The sequence below is a fragment of the Amycolatopsis sp. CFH S0740 genome (genome assembly GCF_004522315.1).
GTDB classification, from domain to species: domain Bacteria; phylum Actinomycetota; class Actinomycetes; order Mycobacteriales; family Pseudonocardiaceae; genus Amycolatopsis; species Amycolatopsis nivea.
Window position 1 is genome coordinate 103,623 of sequence record NZ_SDLS01000016.1, and the last position, 12,849, is coordinate 116,471.

Annotated in this window: 7 protein-coding genes; 4 read left to right on the forward strand and 3 right to left on the reverse strand. The window is 65.1% G+C overall.

Annotated features, from left to right (window positions below; all coding sequences use genetic code 11):
* Nucleotides 1-42: 42 nt before the first annotated feature.
* Nucleotides 43-426 (reverse strand): hypothetical protein, encoded by a 384-nt coding sequence (locus EIZ45_RS25850; protein WP_043829539.1) that lies wholly within the window; start codon nt 424-426, stop codon nt 43-45.
* Nucleotides 427-1,044: 618 nt separating this feature from the next.
* Between EIZ45_RS25850 and EIZ45_RS25855 the strand changes: the two genes are divergently transcribed.
* Nucleotides 1,045-1,299, forward strand: coding sequence for a hypothetical protein (locus EIZ45_RS25855; protein ID WP_134662609.1), 255 nt, complete (start codon nt 1,045-1,047; stop codon nt 1,297-1,299).
* A gap of 136 nt (nt 1,300-1,435) precedes the next feature.
* Here the strand turns inward: EIZ45_RS25855 and EIZ45_RS25860 are convergent, their stop codons facing one another.
* Nucleotides 1,436-1,906 (reverse strand): SbcC/MukB-like Walker B domain-containing protein, encoded by a 471-nt coding sequence (locus EIZ45_RS25860; protein ID WP_043829535.1) that lies wholly within the window; start codon nt 1,904-1,906, stop codon nt 1,436-1,438.
* A 396-nt stretch (nt 1,907-2,302) separates the two neighbouring features.
* Between EIZ45_RS25860 and EIZ45_RS25865 the strand changes: the two genes are divergently transcribed.
* Nucleotides 2,303-2,707, forward strand: coding sequence for a hypothetical protein (locus tag EIZ45_RS25865; RefSeq protein WP_235146646.1), 405 nt, complete (start codon nt 2,303-2,305; stop codon nt 2,705-2,707).
* Between the two features lie 39 nt (nt 2,708-2,746).
* Nucleotides 2,747-5,230, forward strand: a complete 2,484-nt coding sequence (locus EIZ45_RS25870; protein WP_134734547.1) for a hypothetical protein — start codon at nt 2,747-2,749, stop codon at nt 5,228-5,230.
* 347 nt (nt 5,231-5,577) lie between these two features.
* On the opposite strand, the gene EIZ45_RS25875 is transcribed toward EIZ45_RS25870, so the two are convergent.
* Nucleotides 5,578-7,725 carry a hypothetical protein gene (locus EIZ45_RS25875; protein ID WP_043829531.1) on the reverse strand — a complete coding sequence of 716 codons (2,148 nt, stop codon included), beginning with the start codon at nt 7,723-7,725 and terminating at the stop codon, nt 5,578-5,580.
* Nucleotides 7,726-8,668: 943 nt separating this feature from the next.
* Here EIZ45_RS25875 and EIZ45_RS25880 point away from each other — a divergent pair.
* Nucleotides 8,669-12,835 (forward strand): LamG-like jellyroll fold domain-containing protein, encoded by a 4,167-nt coding sequence (locus tag EIZ45_RS25880; RefSeq protein ID WP_043829551.1) that lies wholly within the window; start codon nt 8,669-8,671, stop codon nt 12,833-12,835.
* Nucleotides 12,836-12,849 lie beyond the last annotated feature (14 nt).

Here is a 12,849-nt window from a genome sequence, read left to right on the forward strand (position 1 = left end):
AACAGCTGTATAGATGCATAAGGTGCATATTTGATGACAGGGTCAAGTAATGAGCCTGATCGCCCCGTCCTCGTTCTCGAGCCCTGCCAAGATCGACGGCAGCGCGGGCAGTACCTCGTCGTCGACGACGAGGTACTGCTGCTCGGCGCACAGTCCTGTGTGCTGGAAGCTCGCGAGTAGGTCGCCCAGTGCTGGCGGGGTGAGGGCTTCGATGTTCCGCGCGACTTGGCGGCATTGCTCAATTTCTTCCAGGGAAGACGCGGAGTCCGCGGTGACTCTGCGCCACAGATCCAGGTCCATGCCGATCGAGGTGATCGTACGCCTGGTGGCCCGCTCGGCACGGCCGATGATCCCGATGCCGTCCGGGTCCAGGTCGCACCACCCCGCCAGGGGGATGCCGGGAAATCTTGCGATGAAGCGGTGCATGAGTCGCCGGTATACCCTTCCGGCCACACGACGAGCCATCGTCGGTGGACGTCAATGTTCTTGCAGACCTGTTCGAAGTTCTCGTGGTTTTCCACCAGGAGCAGACCGCGCGGCCGCGTGTCGAGGATGTCCGCCTTCAGGAGCGCGCGGAGAGGAAGGCAGATCTACGGCATGGCGAGGTGCGCCAGTGCGACGGTGACTCCGTCCACCACCCAGGTGAGCGGGCCGCGCATCTGGATGGGCTGGTCCCTGAGTTCGATCGCCTCCTAGAGTGACTTCCCGATCAGGTTCTGGAACGCTGCTTTGGACCCTGCGGACCATCGTTTCGAACTGTCGAGCGCGGTCGTGGGCTAGCTTCGCTCGGAGATCGGTTTTCCCTTGTCGACGCGTTCGTAATAGACCTGCTGCGACGCGCAGGGCCGAGTTGTACGGCTTCCAGTGAGTCGATCCGGTCCGGGTTCCGTTCGACACCACGAACTTGTCTTCCTTGCCCAAGGAATGCAGCAAGAGCAGTTCATCGGCGAGCTCTGGGCTACCGGCTATCGCTTCCGCGAGGGAATACCGAGCCCGTAGTACCTCCTGTTGTCTGGCGATCCGCTGGTACCTGGCGTGCCCGGAGTGGGTGATGGTGCTGCCGCCGGTTTCGATGAGCAAGCGCCGCAGACCTATTCCCAGCGCTCCGGTGCGGAGGACCCGGTCGGCCACGGTCAGCTTGACTTCGCCTCGGCGACTGCACGCTTCCCGGCCGAAGAGGCCGTGGATGTCGTTTCACTCTTCGTCGGTGAGACCCGTGAGCCGCAGAGGCGAAGCGAGTTTTCCGTTGTTCCAGAGCCGTTCGTGCGCGGCGGCGCAAAACCGTCTGCCGCCGGCTGACGCGCCCCAACCGGCCACTTCGTCGGCGACTCCGGGCGGTAGCGGTGCTGTCGCCGCCGAGCGGAGTTTAGGCGATGACGTCATCGTCGGCGGGCACGGCGAGCGGGTCGGGCAGGCGGTGGTCACGTTTTCCGTCCTAGATGAACGGCGTTGCCAGTACGCCTTCCTGGCCGGGGTCTCGGAACAGTTCGTAGGTGGCTACTCCCGGCACTTCTTCATGAAAACCCCGCTCGTCGTGGCTGGTCATGACGAAATCCAGGTCGAGGTCCGTGGGCAGGCCCATGCAGTGCCCGCGCATCTCGGCGTCGATGCCAGCGAAGGCCTCGTCGAGGTAAACCGGGTGCGGCGCGGTCGGCTCGAGTGCCTGGTAGTGCGCCGCGGCGGCGACGAACAGCGGGAGTTGCAGCATCACGGCCTTCTCGCCGCCGGACCCCTGCTGGTGCATGCCGTCGGTTAGGGCACGCCAGGGCTCGCTGGCTTTGCGCACCCGGATCCGGAACCGGCACCAGCTGCGGTAGCCGAGCGCCTCGCGCAGCCGCGTCTTCCAGTCGTCCGGCGAGTCCCGGTCGCGAACGGTCTCCACCCGCTTCACGAGGAAGTCGATCAACTCGGTGCGACTCTCGCGCGCGAGGTAGCGAGGTGCCTGGCTGTCGAGCAGGCGGCGCGTGCGCCGTGTCCTCGCCCACCTCCGGATCGGCGTCCCACTTCAGCTCCATCAACAAGCCGGAAGCGGTCGGGCGCTGGCGAAGCAGGAAATTCATCCGATCGACGAGCTGCAGCGCCTCTCGGCGGCAGCTGCGCAGGTGCTCGCCAACCTTGCCGACGAGCACCTTGCCGAAGAGCTCGGGTTCCCGGCCGTCCAGCAGCGTGCGCCGAGTTTTGATCTCGTCGCTCAGGATCCCCGCATCCGCACCTGTGGGGTTCCAGAAATCGGTTCAAGCGCCGGACCTGCGGAAACAGACACGTTGCGGGCAGGGCATGAGCGCCAGTCGGGACGCTGCGTGTGTTGTATCTGGTCTTCCTCCGGCTGGTGGGTCTGCTGGTGTTGCTCGGTCGTTCGTCGGCGTGGAAGGACGTCGAGTTGCTGGTGCTTTGCGACGAGGTGGCCGTGCTGCGGAGAGGCAACGCGAAGCCGCGCCTGGACTGGGCCGACCGGGCGGTGATTGCTGCGTTGGTCCGCCTACTGTCCACAGGATTGCGGCTGCGCCGGTTGGTCACTCCGGCCACGATCCTGCGCTGGCACCGGCGTCTGGTCGCCGGAGAGTGGACGCCTGCCGTCGGGCCGGACCCTGCCTCGATACCAAAGACGGTTACTCAGCGTAAGAAGAATGGTCCAATGGATGAGATAGGCGGGCGCGACACGCGAAGCGTTGTGCAATCCGCGGGAGGTGGGGGCCATCTTCGATGAGGTTCGGGAGCGCTTCGGCGAATGTGGTTGGCTGCCGCTGTGACGGATTCCGAACCCTTGACTTACTCGGTGATCAACCGTGGGCTCCGAGCGTCGCGGGTGGTGATCGTTTTCGACGGGGGTAGTGAATGGACCTACTGGGCACGCCGGGCGCTGTTTCTGGCTAATCAGGTCTGGGGAGGTGTCGGGTTCGCGCTGGTCCCGCACCGAGACGGTGTGGTCGATCCGGCCCTATTGCACGCCTGCCGCGCCTACGACCCGGACTACGTGGTTGCCTTCGGGCGCACACTTTCCGAGATCGACCATTTCGAGCCCGGGAAGCTCCAGATCCGTGGTGCCGACGGCGCCCCGTTGACCGGCGCAGATCGCGCGGCGGCATTGGCCAGAGCCGACAGGGAGCCCGGCTCCGCTCCTTCCGAAGCCGATACGCGAGCCCGTGATGTGGTGTCGAGCGTTTGCTCGCCGTACCAGTTCGACAGTGCGGAACCACTGCTCGACGACGTTTTTCTGCTGGACTGCCCATCGCCTTCGTTTCCCGCGGCGATCGAGGTCCCCGGAGCTCACCAGGGTCACGTTCTTCAGTGCCCGCCTTCATGGGACGGTCTGCTTGGAGTGGCGATCGCGTCCAAGGTCGGGATGGTCGAGCCGCCAGACCTCAACGCCACCACACCACCGGAAAACCCGGAGGCGTCGTCGGAGCTGACTCGTTGGTTGCTTGGCCAGCCAGCTGGCCCCCTTCCGCGCGAGTTGCTGTGGTTCCCGAACGGCATCGCAACCGGAGTGTTGACTGAGCAGTCTCGACATGCGTTCGACCGGACGATGGCCGGCCTTACCCGGGTGACTTCCACCACTTACCGGGACAGGATCGACACTGCGGTGCTGGGCGACACCGCCGAGGATTTCGCGCTCGCGCGACTTCGTGACCTGACCTACGGCCGCACGGTCTGGCTGCCGAGCATCCTCGGCACCGAGGACGTCACGCTCGCCTATCCCATCGTCGCCAAGCTGCACGGTTCGGCTGGCAGATCGCGCGGGTGGAAACATGAGGCGCTGACCATCACTTCGGTCTCCCGACCGCACGAAGAAGTGATTGACTTTCGCGAACGGTTGGTAGCTAGTGCAGCGGGCACCTTCCGTGCTGAGTCTGCCGCCGCTGACGGGGTTCACGTGATCCCGGCCGTCGAGGCGGATTGGCCAGCAAGCGGCTTCACCCATGTCGCGGTGCAAGAGCAGTTCGACGACGTGCTGCCCGTGCCGACATTCACTGACGAGACCGGCACAACCGAAATGGTGGCACCCCTGCCCGCGCCGTCGTTGAACGATGCGGCGCTCGCAGCCCACCGGGGTCTGGCCTGGCAGGTCGATGTCACCTGGGCGGGCAGCCATTCGATTCGCGGTCGCCGCGTTGTGGGCAGCGAACTGTTCGGTGCCAGGACCCACGAGTGGCTCACGATGGCACGGGCCAGCCGTAGCGGGATCTCCCACCGTGCTGAGCGTTTCGACTTTGTGCCGGCCGGCACTCAAACCGTGAACCAGCTCGCTCGGCCGACACTGCGGAACCTCAGCCTGGCCGGTTACGTCAATGCAAAGGCCGCCGAACACGACATGACTACCCGGGTTAGCGACGCCGGGCAGCGCACCGCTCAGCTGACCCGGATGCTTGGCGGCCGTCGTGAATTTGCCTCATTGTTCGGCGGGCCGCTGCTTCCCGCGCTCCACGACCTCCTGCCGGCGAGCTCCTCTGTCGAAGAGGCCTACCCGGATGGACGTGGCGTCGTATTGCGGGTCGGAGAAGGCGTGCTGAGCTTCGACGGTTTCGTCGACCGCACTGACAGGCTGTCCGACAAAGAGGTTCGCGGCGAGCTCGACCGCGCGTTGCGCGCGCGGGTCCTGCGCCGCGGACTGGTGTTGCGCTGTGCCGTGTGCCAGAGCAAGCAGTTTCTGATCATCGACAAAGTCGCCCAGACTTGGCGCTGCGAGCGCTGCGACAGCGGGAACGAGTTGGACCACAGCGCCTGGCACCACTCCACGTGCGAACCCGCATGGTTCTACGGGTTGCACCCGGTGGCACAGCACTTGCTCCGGGACCACGGCGACGTGGTCGCGCTGCTGTCAGCTCGTCTGTCTGCGCCGTCGCAGGGCCGCCCTGTGCGGTACCAGGACCTTATGGAATTGGAGTTCCTGAAAGACAACGAGCCGCAGGTCGAAGTTGACTTGATCGCCTACCGCGAGGACGCCCTCATTGTGGCCGAATGCAAGTACAGCGATGACTTAGGTGGCGGCGTGAGAGTCAAACGGCGCGCCGAGATCGACAAGAAGTGCCGGGCCGCGGCGTGGGTTCAGGCCGATCAGTTGGTGTTCGCGACCACTGCCTCAGCCTGGAAACCGAGCGCTGTCGGGGCGATTAGTGCAGCTGTGCGCGGTTTCGAGGGCTGGTCAGCCTGCAGCCGGCCCGCCGTACGGCTTATCACCGGTCTGGGAACAAATTCCTCCCACGAAGAAGTCATTAGACCTGGCTCCTGACGGCACTTCTCTCGTGATTCTCGCCTCGCGGACGTGCTCGTCATGCCGCGACTTTGCTCGTGCCCAGCCACGACGCGGTGCGGTGGCACAGGGATCCGTCAGTTAACGAGCTCGAGGGGCACCGTGTAAGAACACGTTCTCGATAACGGTGTCCGCGCGTCAGTCTCGTCTTGCGGCAAACGCCCTCGTCTGCCAGTGAGCGGCTGCTCGCTATTTAGCTGATCACCCCCAGCAGCGGACATTTTCGGGGAAGTGAACTCTCTTGTGTATTGCGGATGGCGGCGTTGGCTGGGATTGAGATCCCGAAGCTGTACGGGGAGTTGCCCACAGGCGATGGTCACACCCAGTCACCGCGATGGCTCAGTTGCCAACTCGGTCCACGTGCGCAGGAAGTGGCTTTCCATGCCACCTGGGTGAGCGCTTCGCACGATGACCTGGTCGTCGCCAGGAGAACGGAACATGGCGAGGACCTCGTCCTCCAGAAGGCAGATCCCGTATTCGCCGCTACCGTCGATGTAGACACCGGCCGGTCGCCCGGCCGCCCAGAGCGCGCGTATCTTGCGTCGCAGAACTGCGACGGCCCCGCTGGACAGGATGACTCGGTCTCTCCTTCCGCCGAAGTGGAGAGGCGGATAGGCGATGTCCAGTGCTGCAGGGACGGCTTGGGTGTAGCCGTCCAGCAGGCGATCCGCAGGAATGGCGTCGATCATGGCTGACAGTGCGGCGGGATCGGCGTCGGGTTCACAAGGCAGATCGAAGGTAGCGTGGAGCAGGGCTGTCAGTCCCACGAGAGCACCTCGCCGCCGGTGGGCAACGTGCGCTGCGATCTCCAGTCCTCCCCGCGCGTTGTAGATCGTTTGAGCGACGATCTCCCGTAGGTCGATCTCAGGTGCGATCGTCAGCAGTCCTTCGTCGAGCGCCTGTGCGTTCTGGAATGCGGCTTCAACCAGGGTCTTGTGCAGCGGGCTGGTATTGCCGACGAGGTCATCGCCGATCCACGTGACGAGCTGCCGGATCACGTCCGGATCCTCGGTAGGTTCGCCACCGTTGCTCGGCCCGATGACAAGCTGTGGTGGGCGTGTCGCAGTGTCGGCGAGCGATGCGGCGAGCTGCAGTTCGGTCATGGGAACGGCCAAGTCGGCGCGTGCCCAGGCCAAAAGCGAACGGATCCGGTTGCGGACGAGCGGGTCTGTCTTCACCTGGTACGCCTTGGCGTATGTCCACAATCGCGCGAGCCGAAACCCGAGGCGGGAGAACCACTGCGCGCCAAAGGCCGGGATCTTCTCGTCTGGCGCGATGGTGTCGATGACCTTCAACGCGAAATCGGGTGTGTGAGTGCCGATCACGGTTCCTGCGAGCTCGCCACAAGTGTCGGCGAGTCGTACCGGGTTGGTGAGCAGGTCACGGGTGTAGTCGCCGATGAGGCCCCAGGAGTTGAACACGACCGGGACGGCGTATCGGTCCATGATCGGGCCCGTGCTGCGGTGACGCTGGTCGCTGCGCATGTCGCGCCAACTGCCGGTGCGGTGCCAGCTGACGGTTCCGTGCGATGACAGGAACCGTGTCGCGGCATCGAGTTCAGGCGAGGAGGGATGCCAGCGGTCGCCGCAGCCGAGTTCCGCGACGCGCTTGTGCAGGGGCGAGCGCGTCATCGCGCCGAGGAAGTAGTCCGCTTTCGCGGCACCGAGGAAGCCTGCCGGATTGACCCGCGCGACGGTGAGTCCGGCAGGCTCGATGGACCCGATGGGGTAGTCGCTGTTCTCCCAGGCGAAGCCGAAACCAGTGACGCCGCCGCGGTCTGCCTCACGCCCGATCAGGTCTAGCGCGCTTCCTAGCAGACATTCCGTCGAGACGGGATCGGCGTGGGGGTCGTGCGGGGTGAACCTCAACGTCATGGTGTCGATATGGCGTGCGGGGATGACGTCCTGCCCCAGGCTCGTCCATCCCGACGGAAGCCGGACAGTGAGTTGCAGGGATTCATCAGCCTCGAGGCAGAGAATTCTCAGCCCGTGCCAGGTGATCAACGACGAGAGCGAGTGGTCCAGCAGCGGCGCGTAATCCGTGGAGACCACGACGAAGCAAATGTCCGTCCGAGCCGAGAACGGCAAGTGGTTGCGCAGCTCTTGTTCATAGGCGAGCAGTTCGGTGATCGTCTCTCGCGCGGTGGCCTTGGCTCGCTTGATCTCGAACACCACCACCGAACCTGTTTCCGGTGACACGTAGAGCAGGTCGGCGTACAGCTTTTCAGACCGGTCGAGAGAGATCGACCGCGTGTAGTTGGACACCGGCGTAAGCTCAACGAGCCGGTCGCGTACCATCAACGCGGCATCGGCCACCCGATGGAGGACGATGTCGTCCAGGAGCAACAGCCTCTCGCTTCCCTGCACCTGATCCAGTGCGACAGATTCCACCTCGTCCCAGCCGGCGATGCTGCCGACTAGTCGACCGTCGCCGATCAGCTTGTCTACGAAGCCCTGTAATTCCTTTTCCAGCACAGTTCTCCCCCATGTGGTTATGCCCCTTGATGCCCGTCAGCGCGGCAACGCTTGACGAGGAAGTCGATCTGCGTCGGCTAATGTGCTCCGGCAGTTGGCGCTTGCTCGACGCTGACGAGGACTTCGCCGACGCGGGCACCGCTTCAGCGGAGCCGCGAACAGCGAACGCCTCGATCCGCCGCGTGCGGACGGTCTCGGAGCCCTCGATCTCGATCGCTTTGCGGCGGCCGAGCACGTCGCGCAACTTCTGCAACCGGAACGTCCGTCCAGTCCGAAGGATGAGTCAATAAGGAGGTCATCGGCGACATGATCACATCTGATCGCTCGCAGCGAAGCGGACTGCCACTGACACTCACCCGAATAGAGCACACCTTCTGTGCGTCGAGTGCTCGTCGCGGAATCCGTCGATGCTCGACCTGGTCATTAGCCAGCGGCTGGCCGCCCTCGCCAGTCGCTGGCTGAAGCGTTCCGCCCCCCGGCCCCGGTTCCGCGGCGCAGGCTTGCACCACAGGATGTCGCTTTGGCACGTCGGAAGAGTTGCATGCATGGTTAGTCGATAGCTGTCTCGCTTGGTCGGCTTATGGTGTGTTAGTGACTAACTCAGGCCCGACTTTTCGGCTTGTCTGAATTGTTCTATTTGTCTTGTTGTGAAGTTGGCATGGACATCGCTGCCTGGAATTCTTGGCTGTTTTGTAACCTGACGTCGAATGCTCCGTTTGGCGTATTTCCTTAAATTGGTTGATTAGGCAAAGTAATCCCGGGTTCGTCGGGGGCCCAGCGTTTGCGGCTGGTTGCTCTGGGCGAGGGGGATGTCGTGCGTGGTCGGGTTGTGCGCTGGCGCGCTTTTTTCGTTGCGGCGACGGTGGTGTTGGGCACCGCGACAGTGGTCCAGACCGGTGGTTCGGTAGCTGCGGCGGCTGTTCCTGACACGGCGGCGGACGAGGTGACTGCGGCTGCTTACGCACGCGAGGGCGACAAGCAGGTCGAGGTTGCCTCGGAGACGACCGAGACCACGCAGGTGCTCGCGAATCCCGATGGTTCGTGGACGATGACGCAGTACGTGCATCCCGTGCGGGTGAAGCAGGGGACTGCCTGGGTTGCGGTCGATTCCACGCTGGTGCAGCGATCCGACGGCACGATCGGCCCGAGGGCCGCCGCGATCGATCTCGCGCTCAACCCGGGTGGGGCCGGTTCCGCGGCGACACCGATCGTGAAGGCTGGCGCGCAGGACAAGGCGGTCGGGCTGAAGTGGACGGCCGACTTGCCGAAGCCGCGTCTGGAGGGCGACACCGCGACTTACGCGGAAGTGCTTCCGGGCGTGGACCTGACGGTGAAGGCGGCAACCGAGGGCTACACCGAGAACCTGGTCATTAAGACAGCGGACGCGGCGAAGAACCCCAAGTTGCGCGAGATCGCGTTCGGTCTGTACACGAAGAACACATCCGTTTCCGTCGCGGAAGGCGAGGGCCGCGGCACGCCGGCGCAACCGAAGCCGACCGACGGCCTGCAAGTGACGGACGGTTTCGGCAAGGTGCTGTTCGCCGGTGACGCATCGCGGATGTGGGACTCGTCGGGGGTCGGATCGCCCGCTGAGCAACAGCTTGGCGAAAGCGGCGGCCGTCGTGAGGCGGTGATGGGCTTCCAGCTCGCGGCGGACAAAGTCACGATCGCTCCTGACCAGTCGTTCCTGGACGATCCGGCGACGCGGTACCCGGTCTCGCTCGATCCGGACAACTGGTGCACGTCCTGCGGCATCCAGTCTCATGTGGTCGTTCAATCCGGTTACCCGGACGCGCACAACTGGAACGCCTCCACCGGTGACCTCTCCGATCTCAAAGCAGGGTACGAGGATTACGACCGGGCCGGGACGTCACGGTCCTACATCCAGATGAACACCTCCCGGCTGGGCGGCACGGCCATCCACAGCGCGACGCTGAACACGACGGTGCTGCACAGTTACAGCTGCAGCCCGCGGCCGACCGGACTGTGGATCTCGAACCCGGCCGACCCCGGGACGACGTGGAACCTGCAGCCCGGCTGGTCCTACCACGTGTCGGACATGAACGTCGCGAACTGCCATGACGCAGGCAACGTGGCGGGCCAGTTCGACGCGACCGGCGCAGCGCGGGACGCGGCGGCGAACTACTGGCAGAGCACGTGGTTCGTGCTCGCGGCCGCCAACGAGGGAGACGGTACCGCGGCGTGGCGCCGGTTCGCGCTGAACCCGTATTTCCAAGTGAACTACAACTCGTACCCGAACCCGCCGGCGAATCTGTCGATGCAGCGCGGCCTCCTCCCATGTGTCACCGGCCCGAACCGGCCGTGGGTGTTCACAAAAACCCCGCAGCTGGCCGGCCAGGTGTCGGACCCAGACGGCGGCACGGTGCTGGCGAAGTTCGGCGTCGCGTTCGGCGCAGTAGGGCACAACGTCTACAGCCACGACAACGGCGCGAACCTCGTCGCAGTGGGCACCGCAGGACCGAATCAGCGCGCGACCGCTCAACTGGCGGCCGTTCCAGCGGGCTGGATCAACGACGACGGTATCTACAACTGGTCGATGCAAGCGACCGACGGCGAGTTGTGGACCAACTGGGTCGGCAACTGCGAGTTCACTGTGGACTCCAAAGCACCGCACGCCCCGAGCGTCACGATGACCGGCACTCCACCGGTGAATCAGGGGGACACGGCGGCCTTCTCGGTGCGCGTCGACATGGCGACCGCCGGTCTCTACGACATCGACCATTTCATCTTCACGACCGATGGTTCCGAGCCGCAGGTGCAGGGCTCGCTGACCGCGCCCGCCACACAAGGGACTGACGCCGGGGGCGCGTTGATCGCGACGACGAACCTCAGCACCACCGCGGTGAACGGCAACCAGAACCTGATCCGCGTCAAGGCAGTGAACAAGGCAGGCACACCAGGCCCGGTGGCGACGTGCGTGGCTGACGGTCATCTGGACGGCCCGTCCTGTTCGTATCACGTGCAGCCGGTGACGCCGGGCACGAACCTGGCCGGCGCGTGGTCACTGGACGAGACCGGCGGCACCACCGCAGCGGACACCGCATCGACCACGCCGGGCAACAGCGGCGTCGCCGTGCACAATGCCGCGCTCAGCGGCGGAGCGGCTTGGTCGGCCGGTTACAACCAGGGCAATAGCTGGTCGCATCCCGACGCGAACGGATACGGCGAGGGCGCGAAGGGAGCCTTGAGCCTCGACGGCACGTCAGGCTTCGCTCAGACCTCGGGGCCGGTACTCGACACGACGAAGTCGTTCTCGGTCGGCGCGTGGGTGAAACTGACCGACACCACCCACTCCCAGACCGTGCTGGCGCAGGACGGCACGCTCACTGACCCGTTCCTGTTGCAATACAACAAGGAAAGCAACGCGTGGGTCATGCGCATGACCACCGGCGACAACACCGATCTCAACGACGCCAGGGCGATCGCGAGCGGCGCACCGCAGCTGGGCATCTGGACTCACCTGACCGCGACCTACGACGCGAAGACGAACATAGCCACGCTGTATGTCAACGGCGTCAAGCAGGGGACGGTCGCTGCGCACCCGTGGGCCGCGACCGGGCCGATGCTGATCGGTGCCAGCAAGTGGAACGGCAGCAGGATCGACTATTTCCACGGCCAGATCGACGACGCACAGGTGTGGCAGCGTGTGCTGTCGGCCTCGGATGTGCACGACTTCGCCAACGTTGGCGTGCTGGTCGCCGCGTATGGCCTTGCCGAGGGATGCGGTCCTGAGCTGACGAGCTCGACCTCGCGCGTGCCCTCCCAGCAGGTGAACTGGCAGCTCGACGAAACCGCGGGCGCAGTGGGACACGACACCAGCGCGTTCGGCAACGACGTGAGCATGTCCGGTGGCTACAGCTGGGTGCCGGGCCACTCCGGCGGCGCGGTGCACTTCGACGGTGCGACCGGAACTGGCACGTCGTCCGGACCAGTCGTGAACACCGCCGGCTCGTACACCGTGTCGGCGTGGGTGAAACCTGACGATCTCAACGGCACTCAGACGGTGCTGACACAGCCGGGCAGCCACGCGGAAAACTTCGTACTGCGCTACGCCAAGGACGTCGGGCACTGGGTCTTCGGCGTGAACTCCGCGGACGACTCCGCCGCGACGATGCGGTGGGCAGTCGGGACGAGCACGCCGTCGGCCTCGACGTGGACGATGGTCTCCGTCGTGTTCGACACCGACACCAAGCAAGCGCGGCTCTACGTCGACGGCAAACGCGAAGCGACCATCACCGCGCCTACGGCATGGGGCGCGACCGGCAACGCGCTACTCGGGGCAGAACCAGGTGCTGTGAACCTGTTCAAGGGAGCCGTGGACCAGGTCGGTGTCTGGGCGACCGGGCTCAACGACGACCAGATCGCGGCGATGGCGGGGTACAGCTACTACGAGTCGGTCGGGCAGCGGGCGAGCAGCGCCTCCGGCGGCGTTCAGCTCACGGCAACTCCCGACGCCGGAGGCAACCCGACCGCGTGTGCCGCGCAGTTCGACAATTCCTGGAGCGGCCAGGTCGACGTCCCAAAGCCGGCGAACTTCCGCACGGACAAGTCGTTCACCGTGGAAGCTTGGGTCAGCCACACCTGGACCGCTGCCGACGTCTCCGCCATCGGTGCGGTCGATCCGTACGCCCGGGCTGTGGCCGGCGGGAACGACGCACAGTACTCGCCGTTCCTCCTCGGCTATCGCGCCGTGGCCGACAGCGCGGGGAAACTGCACGGGAAGTGGAGTTTCCTGCTCTCCACGTCGGCGACCAGCGACGGTGCCTGGTACGCGCTCAGCGACGCGGACGTCGCCGACAACACATGGACACACCTGGCGGTCTCCTACGACGCCACGACCCACATGGTCACGCTGTACGTCAACGACGTGAAGCAGAACTTCTTCCTCAACACCCAGGACGGCAGCGGCGTCTCCGGCCGCGACGGCAGCAGCGGCCTGTTCCTCGGCCGCGGAATCTGGGGCGGCAACCGATCGGACGAATGGTACGGACGGCTCGCGGGCGTCCGCGTGTACTCCGGCGTTCGCGGTGCCGCCGTCGTCGGCAACGACTTCACCAAAGACGACCCGCGCCTGCTGTTCCGAGGCTGACTTCCTTCCGTGAC

What these genes read in the sequence shown, in the direction of transcription:
- EIZ45_RS25850 (WP_043829539.1), bottom strand. Translation starts at nt 426, where the DNA reads ATGCACCGCTTCATCGCAAGATTTCCCGGCATCCCCCTGGCGGGGTGG.